Below are 16533 nucleotides of genomic sequence, written 5' to 3'. Positions count from 1 at the left end.
GCTTTTGAAGCGTTGCGATCCATCAGGCGAATTGCGCGCGCAACCACTTCTTGTTCAGCTTGCCGACGCTGGTCTTTTCGAGCGCGTCGACGAACCTGACGATCTGCGGCACCGCATACTTCGAGATTCGTCCCGACTCACTGAACGTCAGCACGTGACGCTTGATGTCGTCCTCGCTGACCGCGGCGCCTTCGCTGAGCACCACCAGCGCGACCGGCCGCTCGCCCCATTTCTCGTCGCTGATGCCGATGACCGCCACTTCCGATACGCCCGGGTACAGCGAAATCAGGCTCTCGATTTCCAGCGATGAAATCCATTCGCCGCCCGACTTGATCACGTCCTTCAGTCGGTCGGTGATCTGGATGCTGCCGATCGGGCTGATCGTCGCGATGTCCTGCGTGTGCAGGTAGCCGCCGCTCCATAGCTGCACCGACGCTTCGGGGTTGTTCAGATAGCCTTGCGTGAGCCACGGCGCGCGCACGACGATTTCTCCGTACGCGCTGCCGTCGTGAGCCGCCTCCTCCATGCCTTGATCGACGATGCGCAGATCGACGAGCGGAACCGGCCGCCCGGTCGTGCAGCGCAGGCGCAACTGCTGTTCCGCGTCGAGCGCCTCGGCACCCGGCGGCAGTTGCGCGAGACTCAGCAACGGACACGTTTCGGACATGCCGTAGCCGGCAAAGATGTCGATGCCGCGCTCGAGCGCGGCACGCACGAGTCCGTGCGTGAGCGCACCGCCGCCGATCACGATCTTCCACTTGCTGAAGTCGACGGAGCGCGCCTGTTCACAGCCGAGCATCATGTGCAGGATCGTGCTCACGCAGTGCGAGAACGTCACGCCTTCGTCGCGCACCAGCTTCACGAGCCGGTCCGGCAGGTAGCGGCCCGGGTAGACCTGCTTCACGCCGAGCACGGTGGCGATGTAGGGCATGCCCCAGGCGTGCACGTGAAACATCGGCGTGAGCGGCATGTAGACATCGCCGCGGTGAAAGCGCTGCCCGGATTCGGGGCTCGCCAACGCCGCCATGCCGGTGATCGTGTGCAGCACCAGCTGCCGATGCGAAAAGTAGACGCCCTTGGGCAAGCCGGTCGTGCCAGTCGTGTAAAAGGTCGTCGCACGCGTGTTCTCGTCGAAGTCGGGGAACTCATAGTGATCCGAACTTTCTTCGAGCATCGCTTCGTATTCCGCCGAGAACGGAATCGTATGGGTAGCGACTTCGCTGCCTTCCTCGTCGATCCAGACGAAGGTGCGCACCGTTTCGAGCTGTCCCCTGATCGCTTCGACGAGCGGCAGAAAATCGCTGTGGACGAACAGGATCTCCGCGCCGGCATGGTTGATCGTGTAAGCGATCTCCTCCGGCGACAGGCGCACGTTGACCGTCTGCAGCACCGCGCCCATCATAGGCACCGCGAAATAGCATTCGAGGTAACGATGACTGTCCCAGTCCATCACCGCGACCGTGCTGCCGTGCCGCGCGCCGAGCCGCGACAGTCCATTGGCGAGCCGCGCGATGCGCTCGCGCAGCGTCGTATAGGTCATGCGAAGCTGTCCGCGATACACGATCTGTTGGTCCGGCGCCTGAACGAACGGCGTGTGCAGCAACTGCTTGATCAGCAATGGATAGGCGTAGGCCGAGGGCGCGTCGGCCGTGGCGTTGTCGCGCATCTGAGTCTCCTTGAGTCCTGAACTGGATGGATGGCCTTCCCGAATGGGCCAATGATCGGCGCGGCCGCGCGGGGGAACAATCCCCTGAACGGGGGAGGCGGGAGGACAGTGTTCGGAGAATTCGCGAACTACACAAAACACGTGCGCTCCAAAGGCCACGACAGCGACGCACGACGAGCCGAAAAGCCGCGACCGTCGCTGGATGGACCGATTGAGACCTTCGTCCGCGAACTTTCAGGCACGCGATTTGCGCGCTGCAAGTTTCGCGCGCAAGCCGCGCCGATTACGCCTAAGCTGAGGTGACGCCACGTTTTTTTACGTGCGGCGCCATGACGACCGATGGCCTCGACGCCTCATCCGCCCCGCCTCGAACCCCCAGACGCAAGCCCATGAGCGAAACCACTCCACGCCTTTTCATCGTCTCGCCCCATTTCGACGACGCCGTGTTCAGTTGCGGCGCATTGCTCGCAGCCCATCCCGACGCCGCCGTCTGCACCGTGTTCGCCGCGCCGCCCGAACACGACATGCATACCGAGTGGGACCAGAAAGCGGGCTTCGCGAACGCTCATGAAGCGGTCCGCGAACGCACGGTCGAAGACAACCGCGCGCTCGAAGTGCTCGACGCGATTCCGCTGCGCATGCCGTTTCGCGACAGCCAGTACGCCGACTCGCCGTCGATCAGCCAGATGGCGGCGGCGCTGGAGGAAACGATTTACCGCACGACCGCCAACACGCTGCTGATGCCGCTCGGCCTGCATCACGAGGATCATGCGCGGGTATTCGAAGCGTGCTGCGAAATCCTGCCGCGCCTCACGCATCTGGACTGGTTCGGTTACGAGGAAGCGATTCACCGGCTCACACCGGGCGCGGTGCAGGCGCGGCTCGCCGATCTCGCGCAGCGCGGCATCGTCGCGACGCCGGCGACGCCGAGCGCGGGCCACACGATCGACGTGCAGCGCCGCGCGCATCTGAAACGCGAAGCGGTCAACGCGTACGCGAGCCAGTTGCGGGCGTTCGGCCCCGGCAATTACGAAGACGTGTTCGCGACCGAGCGCTACTGGCAGCTCAGCGTTGGCCGCAAGCGCCCGAGAAAATAGCAAAAGGAGCGAGCAGGAAGCGCGGCGAGCGCCTACGCTTGAAGACAGATAACCGACGCGGCGGCGGGCATCGGCGGTAACAACCGCCCACGCCGGACCCGCGCATTTCAACCACAAGGGTGACGCAATGAGCTACGACATGCATACCAGCCCGATTCCCGACCCGAACGCCGATCCGAACCGCGACCCGGAAGCCGACCCGCTGGTGCCGCCGTCGCCGGGGCATCATGTCGAGGAGCCGCAGCGGCCCGACGGGCCGCCGGACAAAGACCCGGTATAAGCGAGCCGCGCTCGACGCAGCGTCAGCCTGCCAAGTCGCTGAAGCCCTGCAGCAGGCGGTCGATATCGGCCGCGTGGATGTTGCCCATCGTCGAGATGCGGAACAGCTCCGCCGACAGCCCGCCCTGCCCCGCATAGATCACGAAGCCGCGCGCCTTCAGCGCGTCGTGCAGTTGCGGATACGCGATACCGTTGGGCAAGCGGTACGCGCGCAACACCACCGACGACTCCCCGGCCGGCAACACACTGCCGATGCCGCGCGCGGCCAGCCCCGCGCGCACCTGCTCGGCAAGCGCCGCATAGCGCGCATGACGCGCGCGCCAGCCGCCTTCGTCGGCGAGCTCGCGCAGCGCCTCGACCAGCGCGTAATACGCGTGCACCGAAGGCGTAAACGGCGTGTTGCGCTGATCCTGCAAACGCGCGAGCCGCGCAAGATCGAGGTAGTACGTGCGGCTCGCCGCGCGTGCGAGCGCCGCACGACGCACCAGCACGAACGACGCGCCCGGCACGCCATGCAGGCACTTGTTGGCGGTCGCCGCGAGCGCGTCGAGGCTCGCGTCCGCGAAATCGATCGCTTCGGCGCCGAAGCTGCTGACACCGTCCACCAGCAAACGCAGGCCGCGCTCGCGGCACAACGCGCCGAGCGCCGCGATGTCGTTCAGACGGCCCGTGGTCGTTTCATGATGAATCACCGCGACGTGCGTGAACGACTTGTCGGCGTCGAGACGTTCGGCGATCTTCGCGAGATCGGGCGCGGCCATCCAGTCGTGCTTCAGCGCTTCGTGCGCGATGCCGTATTGCGCGGCGATCTGCGCGATGCGCTCGCCATACACGCCGTTCTCGACGACCAGCAGCTTGCCGTTCTGCGGCACCAGCGCGGCCGTCATGCTTTCGACGGCGGCCGTGCCGGAACCGGTCATCAGCACTGCCTGCCATTCGTTCGGGTCGAGCCCGTACACGTCGACGAGACGCGTGCGCGCCTCTTCCTGCAAATCGAAGAATTCGCTCTCGCGATGGCACAGATCCGTCTGCAACAGGCTGTTGCGGACACGTTCGGTGAGCGTCACCGGGCCGGGATTGAGCAGCAGCATGGGCGCTCCTATTTGGTACGGGTTCAGATCGCGCCGATGTGGCGCATCAGGCGCGTCTTCACATCGGGCGGCGTAATGGTCGGGCGCGGCAGGCCGTCGGGCGTGCCGCGGCGGATCGTCAGGCGCGCGAAGCGAGGGCCGTCGAGCGGCGGCGCCGCGAACAGCTCGTCGATGACGGCCGGATCGTCGCTCTCGACCGCCGACGCGTAACCGCATGCGGCCGCGACACCAGCGAACGACACCTGCGACGACACCGTCGCCTGGCCGCCGGTCGAATCGTGCGCGCCGTTATCGAGCAGCACGTGCGTGAGGTTCGACGGTCCGTACGCGCCGAGGGTCGCGAAGACGCCCATGCGCATCAGCGCGGCGCCGTCGCCGTCGAGCGCGACCACGCGCAGGTCGGGGCGCGCGAGCGCGAGGCCGAGCGCGAACGGGGTCACGCAGCCCATCGAGCCGACCATGTACAACTGGTTCGCGCGATCGTCGATCGCGTAGAGTTCGCGGCCGCAAAAACCGGTCGACGCGAGCACCACCGTTGAGTCGAGCGGCGTATGCGCGATGACCTTTTGCAGCGCGTCGTGGCGCGTTGCGAGTTCGTTCGCGGCGACACCGCGGAACTGAGCGCGCGGCTCGACCGGCGTGCGCCGCGCGGGCGCGCCGCCGTCTTTCAGTTCATACGTCGCGACGCTGCCCTTCTGCATCACGAGCGCGTACGGACGGCCGGTGGCGTCCATGTGCGCGATCGCGCGATCGAGCGCCGGGCCGATCGCGTCCGCCTCGGTCGGGAACGTCTCCCACGGAATTTCCATCGTGTCGAGCATCGCCGGCGTGATCGGGCCCATCAGCGCGTGCTGCGGCTCGTCGGCAACGCCGGGCTGGCCGCGCCACGTGACGATCAGCAGTTGCGGCAGACGGAAAGTCCACGTCAGCGACGTCAGCGGGCTGACCGCGTTGCCGAGCCCGGAGTTCTGCATCATCGTGATGCCGCGCCGGCCGTTCTTCGCGCCGAGCGTGACGCCCGCGATCAGCGCGACCGCGTCGCCCTCGTTGGCCGCCGACACGTAGTGCAGCGATTCGTCCTGCAGCACGTAGTTGATGAACGGCGTCAGATACGAGCACGGCACGCCCGCATACCAGTCGATACCGCGCTCGCGCGCCGCCTCGACGAACTGTGCTGCTTCGATCATTGCGCGCCTCCGTGTGCATCGTTCGCCGTTGCGCCGCCGACGGCCGTCGCGAACGGCGCCTGCGCGTGCGCGAAGTCGCCCGCGCGGCGGAAATCGTCGAGATCGTTGACGCCGCGCCAGTGGCCGTGCACGTATTGCACCTCGATCGACTCGCCCGCTTCGATCAGTGCGTTCAGCAGCGCGGGCATGTCGAGCGACGCGAAATCGCCGCGCGTCTGCAACTCGCGCATCACCGCTTGCAGGCGTTCAAGGCCCGCGCCGCGCACATTCAGCAGACCCACCCAGCGGCCGTGCGGCACCTGCGCGGCACTCGCCGACGACGACTGCTCCCGCCCGCTCGCGACATGCCGCAGCACGACCTTGTTGCCGAACAGACCGCGGTCGTCGGCGGCCGAGCACCACGCGAAATCGCGCACGCTCGCGTTCTCCGTATCGGTCAGCGACGAATCGACGACCACGCTGAAGGCGGCCTCGCTTTCGACGAGATCGCGCAGGATGTAGCTGCGAAACAGCAGGTCGCCGTACGAAATGACGGTATCGCCGGTCAGTTTATCGAGTGCGCATGCGAGCGACGCGAGCTCGCCGGTCTGCGCGTGCTGCTCGTTGACGACGAGGCGGATGCCCGCGGTATCGATCGCGTCGGCGCGATAGCCGCCGACCACGGTGATGTCGTTGACGCCCTGCTTCTTGAACGCATCGACGAGCCAGCGCAGCAGCGGTTTGCCGGCGATCGGCAGCATCACCTTCGGACGCTCCCCGGTCACCGCTTCGAGGCCCTTGCCGCGGCTCGCGGCGAGCACGACGGCCGAGCCGGCCGCGCGGCCGCCCGACAGATAGCGGTCTTCGGCCTCCGAATATTCGTCGGCGTCCTGCAGACGGAAGATTTCGTTGACCGCGGCGATGCTGTCCTCGACGTTGACGAGCGTCTCGCTCGCATGGATTTCCTTCGCGACGGCCTGCATCGCCGACGTCGCCGCGCGGATCAGATGGTTCGCCCAGATCACGGTGCTGATGCCCGCTTCGCGGAACACTTCAGTGGGCGTGCTGTAGTACTTGGTCGGCACGATCACGAGCGGCGCGCGGCCGGCCCATTCGCGCGCGAATTCGAGGATCTCGTCGGGGCGCGACAGCTTGCTGTGAATCAGGATCGCATCGGCGCCGGCCCTTCGATACGCTTCCGCGCGGCGCAGCGCTTCGTCCATGCCCCAGCCCGCGATCAGCGCCTCGACGCGCGCGACGATCGAGAAATGCTCGTCGTTCTGCGAGTCCTTGCCGGCCTTGATCTTGCCGCAGAATTCGTCGATATCGGCAAGCGGCTGCGCCTCGCCATTGATGAAGCTGTTGGTCTTCGGAAACTGCTTGTCCTCGATGCATACGCCGGCGATGCCGCGCTGTTCGAGCTTGCGCACGAGGCGGCGCACGTTGTTGAAGTTACCGTAGCCGGTGTCGCCGTCGAGCAGGATCGGCAGATCGCTCGCGTCGGCCATGAATTCGAGCGTATCGACCACCTGGGTCCAGCTCGCCTCGTTGTTGTCGCGCACGCCGAACTGCGCGGAGATCGCGAGACCCGAGCCCCAGATCGCCTTGAACCCGGCTTCGCGAACGATGCGCGCGGACAGGCCGTTGTGCGCCTCCATCATGAATTCGAGTTCACTGCTGACGAGCATCTGGCGCAGGCGCGCGCTGCGGGACTGGGAAACGAAAGCGGGTTCGCGTGCATTCATTCTTCGGGACTCCTGGTGGCGGGCTGATTGACGTTCTTCTATGCCCGGCTGGCAATCGGAAAAGGGCGACTATAGCGGAATTTTTTATCGCGAGTCTTTTGAATGTCTGAGCGGTTTTTCGTGGTTGCGCTTAAGTGGAAAAATGTGTCGTTTTTTGCATGCGCCGTCATTTAATGGGATTCCTGCATTTGATTGGCGTTTTGTGGAATGTTGATGCGAACCCTGCTGGATTTGGCTCCACAGCTTATCCGGCACCTCGTGGCGGCCGTTTTTACGTCGATTTTCGTGCGCATTTTTCAATCGCTGTGCCTTATCGAAAAATCGCCGGTTAATTCAAATTCCCGAATATTGCGCAAATGTCTTTTTCGAATTAGGCGCGCGCAGGCGCCGCTAAAAAACCAATAAATCCGCTTATTAATCAGATGAATAGCGATGTAAGACAGCGGGTTTCCCCTGCCTCGACCAACAAGATTTCCCGCCGTTAACACAGCGAGCGGCATCCGACCGCAAACCACTAGACCTACTGGCAACAACGTACATTTCCCTCGCTATGACTCTGAACCGAAAACTGACGTCGATGATCGCCGTGCTGTGGGTTGGCCTGATCCTGATCGGCGCGTTCGGCGCGTGGCAGAACCGCGCGTCGATGATCTCGGACCGACGCGAGCAATTGCGCTCGCTGATCGAAGAGGCGAACCACGTCACCGCCCATTACTACACGCTCGCGCAGCAGCATGCGCTGTCCGAGGACGACGCGAAAAAACAGGCGCTGGCGACGCTCGGCGCGATGCGCTACGGCAAGGACGGCTACCTGTCGATCAACGACTCGCAGCCGGTCATGCTGATGCATCCGTTCAAGCCCGAACTGATCGGCAAGAACCTCGCGCAGTTCACCGATCCGGCCGGCAATCATCTGTTTGTCGATATCGTCAACGCGGGCAATCACGACGGCGGCGGCTTCGTCGACTATCTGTGGGCCAAACCGGGCAGCGAACAGCCGGTCGCGAAGACCAGCTACTCGATGCACTTCGCGCCATGGGACTGGTACCTCGTGACCGGCATGTATATGGACGACGTGCAAAGCGCGTTCTACCGCAATCTGCTGCGCTGGCTCGCGATCACGGTCGCACTCGGCGCGCTCTCCACGGCTGTGATGCTGGTCGTGCTGCGCAGCATCCGCCGCTCGCTCGGCGGCGAACTCGAAGTGGCGGTCAAGCATGCGCGGCTGATGGCGCAAGGCAACCTCGCGACGCCGGTGCCGATCGCGCCGCACGACAACGGCAGCCTGCTGCATGCGCTGCGCACGATGCAGGCGGGACTCGTCGACACGGTCTCGCGCGTGCGCCAGGGCACCGAGAACATCAACGTCGGCGCGAACGAAATCGCCGCGGGCAACACCGACCTGTCGCAGCGCACCGAGGAGCAGGCGGCCGCGCTCGTGCAAACCGCGTCGAGCATGGATCAGATGACGGTCAACGTGAAGCAGAACGCGGACAGCGCAAGCCAGGCCGCGCAACTCGCGAGCGACGCCGCGAACGTCGCGACGCGCGGCAGCCGCGTCGTCGACGACGTGGTGCGCACGATGGGCGAGATTACCGCGAGCTCGCGGCAGATCGGCGACATCATCGGCGTGATCGACGGCATTGCGTTCCAGACCAATATCCTCGCGCTGAACGCGGCCGTGGAAGCGGCCCGCGCCGGCGAACAGGGCCGCGGCTTCGCGGTGGTCGCGGCCGAAGTGCGCAGCCTCGCGCAGCGCTCGGCGACGGCCGCCAAGGAGATCAAGGCACTGATCGAAACTTCGACCGATACCGTCGAGACAGGCGCGTCGCTGGTCGCGAACGCGGGCGCGACGATGGGCGAGATCGTGCAGTCGGTGCGGCGCGTCAACGAAATTCTCGAAGAAATCAGCCACGCGTCGCGCGAGCAGAGCGCGGGCATCGAGCAGGTCAATCGCGCGGTCGGCGAGATGGACCAGGTCACGCAGCAGAACGCGGCACTGGTCGAAGAGGCCGCGGCCGCCGCGCATTCGCTGAAAGACCAGGTCGGCGTGTTGCGCGACGCGATTGCGAGTTTCGCGTTGCCGGCTTGACGCTCCCGCGCCGCGCCCGCGACGGGCGCGCATAAAAAGAAGGCGCTCCACAGGCGGGGAGCGCCTCATCAACACGCCGCGTCGGAGTCGACGCATCAATCGAACGAATCAGCCGCGCGGATTTTGCAAGTCCGCGCGGCTGTTCGTTTTTTGAGCTTCGGCTCGGCTCGCGGTTGCTCGAAGCCAAACGCCGCTTCTTTCACATGCCTCGCATTTAAATTACGTTTTGTTTACACTCGGCCCAGCGACAGTCCTTGCCGCCAGGCCTCGTGGTTTTGGCGGCCTTGTTCAATCGAAGCTACGTAGCGCCCGCTGCCCGCCGCCATGATCCGCCAGAAAAAACCTCCGTCACCCGATCCCTATGCGTTAGCCGCGAAGAACCCGCTGCTCGATGCGCGGCTGCCCGCGTGGCGCTCGAAGTTCATCGTGCTGCTGGTGTTCGCCGCGTTCGCGACGCTCGCAGCCCGTGCGTTCTGGGTGCAGGTCGTAAATCAGGACTTCTACGTCGACCAGGGGCAGAAGCGCTATCAGCGCCTGCTCGAACTCGACGCGACGCGCGGCCGGATCGTCGATCGCAATGGTTCGATGCTCGCGGTCAGTCTCGCGACGTACGAAATCTGGGCCACGCCGAAGCTCGTCGACGAAAGCGCGTTCGCGCCGCTCACGAAGCTGCTCGATCTGCCGCCCGCGGAACTGCGCCGGCGTCTGAACGGCGAGCGCAGCTTCGTGCTGCTCAAGCGCCAGGTCGATGCCGACACCGCCGAGCATCTGTCGCGCCTCGGGCTCGCCGGCATCACGCAGGTCGCCGACACCAAACGCTTTTATCCCGAAGGAGAGTCGGCCGCGCACGTGGTCGGGTTTACCGACATCGAGGACCACGGCCAGGAAGGCGTCGAGCTCTCCGCCGACGCGCAACTGCAAGGCGTGCCGGGCGAGCGTGAAGTGATCCGCGACCGGCTCGGCCGCGTGATCTCGGAGACGCGGCCGCTCGTGCCCGCACGCAACGGCGCGACGATCCAGCTGACGATCGACCGGCGTATCCAGCAACTCGCGTACACGCAACTCAAAGCCGCGATCGCGGAGCATCGCGCCGAAGCGGGCAGCGTGGTTGTGCTCGATGCGCGCAACGGCGAAATCCTCGCGCTCGCCAACTACCCGAGCTTCGATCCGAACGACCGCACGCACCTGTCCGGCCGGCAACTGCGCAACCGCGCGGTAATCGACACGTTCGAGCCGGGTTCGACGATCAAGCCGCTCGTCGTCGCGCTATCGATCGACGAAGGCAAGGTGCGGCCGCAAAGCATCATCGATACCGCGCCAGGCTGGTATCGGATCGGTCCGGCCGTGATTCACGACACGTCGAATCACGGCGCGATGACGGTCGCCGAGGCGGTGCAGAAGTCGAGCAATATCGCGCTCGCGAAGCTCGCGCTGAACCTGCCGGCCGAAACGATCTGGACCAAATACCAGCAATACGGTCTCGGCATGAAGCCCGAGCTGCCCTTCCCCGGCGTGGCCGCCGGCAAGCTGCGGCCGTACAGCCGCTGGCGCCCGATCGAGCAGGCCACGATGGCGTATGGCTACGGGCTGTCGGTGTCGCTGCTGCAAATCGCACAGGTCTACACCGCCTATGCCGGCGACGGCTCCCTGCGGCGCGTGAGCCTGCTGCGCGAGCCCCTCGATGCGAACGACCCGACGTCGTTCGCCGCTCGCAGCGAACCGGTCACGACGCCCGCCACCGCGCGCGCGATCCGCAACATGCTCGAAATGGCCACGGGCGCAGGCGGCACCGGGCGCGCCGCGAGCGTGGCGGGTTATCGCGTCGGCGGCAAGACCGGCACCGCGCGCAAGCAGATCGGCGCGGGCTACGCGCCGAATCGCTACCGCGCGCTGTTCGTCGGGATGGCGCCGATGAGCGATCCGCACCTGATCGTCGCCGTGATGATCGACGACCCGGCCGGCAAGGCGTTCTATGGCGGCACGGTCGCCGGACCGGTGTTCAGCGGCGTGATGGGCGGCGCATTGCAGCTGCTCGGGGTGCCGCCGGATGCGGCCGGGGTGTGATGCGCAGTTGGTGTTGGGGTTGGCGTCGCTCGATCAGCCCTGCTCATCGAGCGCATCGGCGTGCGCCTCGATGCGATTGCGGCCGTTGCGCTTGGCCTGATACATCGCGCGATCGGCCTCGTCCATCATCGCCTGACCGAGCGACATCGCGTCGGCCGGGCTGCCCGCGACCACGCGCGCAGCCACGCCGATCGACACCGACAACTCGATGCGCTCGCCGTGCGCGTCGCGCACATCGAGATTCTCGACCGCCAGCCGCACGCGCTCGGCGACGGTCAGCGCGTCGCTGAGATCGCCTTGCACCAGCGCGGCGAACTCCTCGCCGCCGTAGCGCGCGACGGTGTCGCCAAGCCGCACCTGCTGTCGCACGCAGGCCGCCACCGCGGCGAGCGCGCGGTCGCCGATCTGATGGCCATGGCTATCGTTGATGCGTTTGAAACCGTCGATATCGATGAACAGGCACGCGACCGGCGCGCGATAACGGACCGCGCGCATCAACTCCTCGCGCAGCCGCTCGTCGAAATAGCGGCGATTCGCGAGGCCGGTCAGCGCATCGGTCATGCCGAGCTGCTTGAGCCGCTCGCGATGCGCGACGTTGTCGAGACTCGCGGTGACGATGCTTGCGAAGCGCTCCAGGATGTCGGTGGCCATGCCGGCGACGAAGCGCGCGGGGTCGTCGCTGCCGAGGCATAGATAGCCGCTGACGCTCTTGCCCGCGGCGAGCGGCAGCAGGATCGCGCTGGCCGGCACCTGGGCCGGCACGGCGCCGAACAACGCGCGGCGCGCGTCGTCGTCGATCTCGCCAGGGCGGCCGAGCCACGGCCGATCGTCCTCGCACAGAGACCGCGCGATGAGACCGCCCTCGCGCGACGTCTTCAGCTGCGCATGATCGAGCGCTTGCAGGTTGCCCGGCTCGAGCAGTTCGAGCAGCATCGGCGCGCGGTCGTCGAGCCACAGCACCACGTTCGCGAGAGCGAATTCGCGCGGCAGATGGCTGAACAACGTATCGAGAAACGACGCGAAATCCTGCGCGCCGATCAAACGCAACTCGACGTTCTGGAAGCGCCGCAACGTGCGCTCGTTGTGCTGCACGGTGTCGACGAGCGAGCGAAGACGCTCGGAAAGCGGCGATTGGGCGGGTTTCGTCACGGTATCAGCAAGGCGGCCCTGAAGGCGAACGGGGTCGACGCCCCAACTCTACTGATAACGGCCGATCCGCCGGGGTCTTGAGGGCAGGCTCGCGACGCTTCGGCCAGCATGGGAGCGTGCGCGTCCACTGTTGTCAACTCTCGCTTGCATTCGCTTGCACTCGCTTACACGCTGCGAGGTCCGTTTGCGTAATGATTGCGGCTCTTAAGTTTCGCTTAATAGTTCGCTGCAAGTATGTACTTCATCCCCTGTTGAGCCGCCAGAACATCGGCGGCGTTTTTTCTTGAAGGGTGCCGAAAACGCGGCCGAGCATGGTCCCGCGCACAAGAAGAAGGAGGTAAATCATGGTTGAAGAGATGGTAGTCGAACACCTGCGTGCGATGCCCGGCCATCAGTGGACTCGCCAGATTCATTCCTGCAAGGTCTCCGATCCGCTGCAACAGCCTTGGGGCCGCTCATACCGGCTCGTCGAATGGACGATGAAGCACGAACCCGAATCGAGCCGTCGCGTCGTTCCCGCCGAAAGTACTCCACTCGAAATCGCCCAGGCCGTGGTCTCACATGTACCGGGCCGGCGCTTCTGTCAGCAGGCTGATTGAGCGCTCCGGTCGACGTTCATTGGCGCGCCGCGATCGCGTCGCAGTAGTCCAACGCGTCCTCCAGCCTGTCATTCCCCCAGAACATCTCGCCGCCGACAAAAAACGTCGGCGCACCGAAGATGCCCTTGCCGATGGCCCGTTCGGTCTGCTCGCGCAAGCGGAGCTTGTTCGCGTCGCTTTGCGCGGCGTCGATCACGCTCTGCACGGGTAAGCCAAGCGAGTCGAGCGCTTCGCTGACGACGTCGATCGAGCCGATGTCGCGGTCGTCGGCGAAATTCAACCGCATGATCTGGCGGCACCAGGCACCGATCCACGGCTCGTTCGCACCCAGCAGCGCGATGCGCATCGCGAGAAGCGCCGCGCGCGGAAACGTGCTGGGACGCGTGAGCGCAAGGCCGTATTTGCGGCATTGACGCTCCATGTCTTTCCACACGTATGCGCCTTTTTCTTTCTGCAATACGAAGGGCGAGTTCTCGAACCCGAGCTGGCGAAATACCGGGCCGAGCAGAAACGGCCGCCAGACGATCGTCACGTTGCGCGCGGCCGCCAACGCTTCGATCCGCATCATGCTCAGATAGCTGTAGTTGCTGCCGAAGTCGAACCAGAACTCGATCGCGCGCGCCGACGAGGTTGGATCTTCATTCATCGCTGTCTCCGGAATCGTGCGTGCCACTCGCGCATCCGCACTCAGCGTGTTTGCACCGCCACGCGCAGGCCGAGTGAAATGAACAGCACGCCGATGAGCTTGTTCTGCCAACGCGTCAACCACGTCAAACGCTTCACGAGTTTGCCCAGCGGCCGGATCGTCAGAACGATCAGCGTCGTATAAAGCGCGCTCATGGCAACGAAAATCAGCCCGAGGGTCGCGAACTGCAGGAAGGTCGAGCCATGTTCGGGGCGAACGAATTGCGGCAGAAACGCGAGGAAAAACAGCGCGGTTTTCGGGTTCAGCACTTCCGCGGGAATCGCCTGCAAGAACGCCTTCGAACCCGACACCGGCGCGACGACCGGCAGATGCGCACTCGCCTGCTTTTCGCGCAACGCGCGAATGCCCAGATAGACGAGGTATGCGGCACCGACGAATTTCACCGCATTGAACGCGAGCGCGGATGTCATCAGCAGCGCGGAGAGGCCGATCGCGGCGCCCAGCGTATGCACGAAATCGCCGGCTGCGATGCCGAGACCGGTCAGAATGCCGGCCTTGCGTCCACCTTGCATGGTGCGCGTCAAAACCAGCAGCACGGCCGGGCCTGGAATCAGAAAGAGCCCGAGCACGACGGCAACGAAAGTCCCCAACGTGGATAGATCAAGCATGTCGTCTCCTCGCGATGCGCGGCATCGAAATGATGGGCGCGGGTTCAGCGGACCATTGTAGTCGAAGCCGCGAACCTGCCCGCGGCGCCTCGCTCGCCTGGACGATCCGTTACCATGTCGGACATCGCGACGCGTACCGCGTGCTTCTTTTCATCCACCGACGTTTCCGCCTTGCCCACCTATACCCTGCCCGCGCCGCTGAGCGCGGAACTCGAGATTCGCAAGAGCCGCTTCATCGCGTATGCGCTCCCGGTCGCCGATCGCGATGCCGCGATGGCCGAATTGCAGCGTCTGCGCGACGAACATCCGGCCGCGACGCACGTGTGCTGGGCGCTGCTCGCGGGCGGCCAATCCGGCATGTCCGACGACGGCGAACCGTCCGGCACCGCCGGTCGGCCGATTCTCGAAGTGCTGCGGCATCACGATCTGGATGGCGTGCTCGCGGCCGTCGTACGCTATTACGGCGGTGTGAAGCTCGGCGCGGGCGGTCTGGTGCGCGCGTACACCGATGCGATCGCGTCCGCGCTGCTCGACGCGCCGCGCGTCGAGAGGATTGCCCAGGTTTCGCTGGGCGTCGAAGTCAGCTATGCAGACGAAGCCAAAGTCCGTCGATGGATGGACGCCGAAGGCTATCCGCTGGTGGACAGCGCCTACGGCATGCTGGTGAAGATGACGATGCGCGTGCCCGCCAATGCTTTCGACGGCGCCAAGGCAACGCTGACCGACATCACGCAGGGCAAGGCGGGCTTTTTCTGAGCGGCTGTGGTCGAACGCCCTTCGGGCGTTGTCCCGATGTCCATCGCTATCGCGGCCCGTTATGATGGCCGGGCTAGCCAGCCAGACGCAAGCTTCGCTGCTACCATGCTGTTCTTCACCGGGCTGACTCCACTTAAAAGGGCAACTCCTCTGACTTCGACCGCCGCTTTCTCCCGCATGGCTGCTGCGCGTTCGCCGTTGAGATCCGTTGTGCTCAAGGGCTGCGGCGCCGTGCTTCTGCCCACGCTGCTGTCCGCGTGCTCGTGGTCGTGGTTCGGCCTGAATAGCAGCGCCAGCGCGACGCACCCGAAGACCCACGGCACCGGCTCGCTGAGCGTCGCCCCTGCAAGCGACTTCGCGTATCTGCCCGCGCGCGACGGTCGTCTGTCCCCGAACCGCATCGAAAACACCGGGATGACCGGGCTCGTGCTGAAGGACGAGGTCAGCCTCGTCGTGCGCAATGGCGTCGCGAACAGCCTGCGAGTGGCCGGTTTCCGTATCGACGACAACAAGCGCGTGCTCAGCGGCAGCATCGAAGCCTTTACGGTGGACGATAAGCGCTCGCCGGCGCTGTGGACGCTGAAAATGCACTACGTGGTCGTCGATGCGGCGACCCAGAAGGTCGTGTACACGACCACGCGCACCGTGAAGCAGAAGTCACCGAAATTCACCAGCAACACGATCGCGATCGAAGACACGGTCAAGCTCAGCGTCGATACGTTGATCGGCGATCCTGGCTTTGTCAAGGCGGTGAACTAAACACTCGGCAGGCGGAGGCGCGGCGTGGTTTCGCTACAATCCCGGTAACGCATCGCGCGCGATCCTCCGCGCGATGCATCATGATCTATTCGGAATGCAGCCGTCATGTCCCTTACCGCCTGGCTATTCTTCTTGCCCGCCTGCTTTGCCATCAACCTCGCACCCGGGCCCAATAACCTGCTTTCGATCAACGTCGCGGCACGGCATGGCTTCATCAAGGCATTCGTCGGCGGCAGCGGCCGGCTGCTCGCCTTCGCGATGATGCTCGCGCTCGCCGCGACCGGTCTCGCCGTCGTGCTGCATGCGTCCGAGTGGATCTTTCTGACGATCAAACTCGCGGGCGCCGCGTATCTGATCTGGCTCGCGATCCAACTGTGGCGCAGCGACGCGCCCGCCATCGACACCTCGCAACCCCAGGAAGCCGCGCTCACGCGCATTGCACGGCACGAATTCTTCGTGGCGGCCGGCAATCCGAAGGCAATTCTGGTTTTCACCGCGTTTCTGCCGCAATTCGTCGACGTCGCGCAGCCGATCCTGCCGCAATTCGCCGCGCTCGGTGCGAGCTTTCTGATACTCGAATGGGTCGCGATCGCCTTGTATTCCTGGGCCGGCATGTATCTCGGCAAATGGCTGATGCGCGCGAAGATTCGCCGCTGGTTCAATCGCTGCTGCGGCGGCTTTCTCGCGGCGATCGGCGTGAGTTTTCTGCTGGTTCGGCGCGCGTGAGGCGGGGCCTTTTCATAACGAATAGCTAAT

Annotated in this window: 15 protein-coding genes; 8 read left to right on the top strand and 7 right to left on the bottom strand. The window is 65.0% G+C overall.

All coding sequences use genetic code 11. The annotated features are described in order from the left end of the window. Positions 1–22 precede the first annotated feature (22 nt). Positions 23–1666 carry a fatty acid--CoA ligase gene (locus QFZ94_RS12370; protein WP_429457170.1) on the bottom strand — a complete coding sequence of 548 codons (1644 nt, stop codon included), beginning with the start codon at positions 1664–1666 and terminating at the stop codon, positions 23–25. Positions 1667–2055: 389 nt separating this feature from the next. On the opposite strand from QFZ94_RS12370, the gene QFZ94_RS12365 reads away from it, so the two are divergent. Both QFZ94_RS12365 and QFZ94_RS12360 read left to right on the top strand, forming a co-directional pair. Then, positions 2056–2763: a PIG-L deacetylase family protein gene (locus tag QFZ94_RS12365; RefSeq protein ID WP_368584670.1), complete on the top strand. Its 708-nt coding sequence runs from the start codon at positions 2056–2058 to the stop codon at positions 2761–2763. 127 nt (positions 2764–2890) lie between these two features. Then, positions 2891–3043: a hypothetical protein gene (locus QFZ94_RS12360; RefSeq protein WP_008921009.1), complete on the top strand. Its 153-nt coding sequence runs from the start codon at positions 2891–2893 to the stop codon at positions 3041–3043. Positions 3044–3065: 22 nt separating this feature from the next. Here the strand turns inward: QFZ94_RS12360 and QFZ94_RS12355 are convergent, their stop codons facing one another. From QFZ94_RS12355 to aepX, 3 genes are read right to left on the bottom strand one after another with little or no spacing between them, the layout of a single operon-like run. Beyond that, positions 3066–4133: a 2-aminoethylphosphonate aminotransferase gene (locus QFZ94_RS12355; RefSeq protein ID WP_410850292.1), complete on the bottom strand. Its 1068-nt coding sequence runs from the start codon at positions 4131–4133 to the stop codon at positions 3066–3068. Between the two features lie 23 nt (positions 4134–4156). Further along, positions 4157–5320 carry a phosphonopyruvate decarboxylase gene (aepY, locus tag QFZ94_RS12350; protein ID WP_429457167.1) on the bottom strand — a complete coding sequence of 388 codons (1164 nt, stop codon included), beginning with the start codon at positions 5318–5320 and terminating at the stop codon, positions 4157–4159. Next, entirely contained in the window at positions 5317–7044 is a 1728-nt protein-coding gene (gene aepX / locus QFZ94_RS12345; RefSeq protein ID WP_429457165.1) for a phosphoenolpyruvate mutase, read from the bottom strand. The genes aepY and aepX overlap by 4 nt, the downstream gene beginning before the upstream one ends. 550 nt (positions 7045–7594) lie before the next feature. On the opposite strand from aepX, the gene QFZ94_RS12340 reads away from it, so the two are divergent. Then, on the top strand, positions 7595–9136 hold the full coding sequence (locus QFZ94_RS12340; RefSeq protein ID WP_429457163.1) for a methyl-accepting chemotaxis protein: 1542 nt from the start codon (positions 7595–7597) through the stop codon (positions 9134–9136). Between the two features lie 324 nt (positions 9137–9460). Beyond that, on the top strand, positions 9461–11200 hold the full coding sequence (locus tag QFZ94_RS12335; RefSeq protein ID WP_410850287.1) for a peptidoglycan D,D-transpeptidase FtsI family protein: 1740 nt from the start codon (positions 9461–9463) through the stop codon (positions 11198–11200). A 33-nt stretch (positions 11201–11233) separates the two neighbouring features. Here the strand turns inward: QFZ94_RS12335 and QFZ94_RS12330 are convergent, their stop codons facing one another. Further along, complete coding sequence (locus tag QFZ94_RS12330; protein ID WP_429457160.1) at positions 11234–12349, bottom strand: diguanylate cyclase; 1116 nt, start codon at positions 12347–12349, stop codon at positions 11234–11236. Between the two features lie 344 nt (positions 12350–12693). Between QFZ94_RS12330 and QFZ94_RS12325 the strand changes: the two genes are divergently transcribed. Continuing rightward, a complete protein-coding gene (locus QFZ94_RS12325) occupies positions 12694–12948 on the top strand; it encodes a DUF2866 domain-containing protein (protein WP_013091226.1) in 255 nt (84 codons plus the stop codon). A gap of 16 nt (positions 12949–12964) precedes the next feature. On the opposite strand, the gene QFZ94_RS12320 is transcribed toward QFZ94_RS12325, so the two are convergent. After that, positions 12965–13594 carry a 2-hydroxychromene-2-carboxylate isomerase gene (locus QFZ94_RS12320; protein WP_368584663.1) on the bottom strand — a complete coding sequence of 210 codons (630 nt, stop codon included), beginning with the start codon at positions 13592–13594 and terminating at the stop codon, positions 12965–12967. 41 nt (positions 13595–13635) lie between these two features. Next, positions 13636–14262: a LysE family translocator gene (locus QFZ94_RS12315; protein ID WP_368584662.1), complete on the bottom strand. Its 627-nt coding sequence runs from the start codon at positions 14260–14262 to the stop codon at positions 13636–13638. Positions 14263–14376: 114 nt separating this feature from the next. On the opposite strand from QFZ94_RS12315, the gene QFZ94_RS12310 reads away from it, so the two are divergent. From QFZ94_RS12310 to QFZ94_RS12300, 3 genes are all read left to right on the top strand, one after another. Then, positions 14377–15018 (top strand): IMPACT family protein, encoded by a 642-nt coding sequence (locus QFZ94_RS12310; protein WP_429457157.1) that lies wholly within the window; start codon positions 14377–14379, stop codon positions 15016–15018. Positions 15019–15195: 177 nt separating this feature from the next. Then, positions 15196–15777 (top strand): hypothetical protein, encoded by a 582-nt coding sequence (locus QFZ94_RS12305; RefSeq protein WP_368584660.1) that lies wholly within the window; start codon positions 15196–15198, stop codon positions 15775–15777. Between the two features lie 105 nt (positions 15778–15882). Next, positions 15883–16503, top strand: coding sequence for a LysE family translocator (locus QFZ94_RS12300; RefSeq protein WP_429457154.1), 621 nt, complete (start codon positions 15883–15885; stop codon positions 16501–16503). The last annotated feature ends 30 nt before the right edge of the window (positions 16504–16533 follow it).

Origin of the sequence: Paraburkholderia sp. JPY465 (assembly GCF_050436725.1) — a bacterium.
GTDB lineage: Bacteria > Pseudomonadota > Gammaproteobacteria > Burkholderiales > Burkholderiaceae > Paraburkholderia > Paraburkholderia youngii.
The sequence above is the reverse complement of the archived record's forward strand: the minus strand, read 5'-3'. Positions and strand labels throughout refer to the sequence as shown.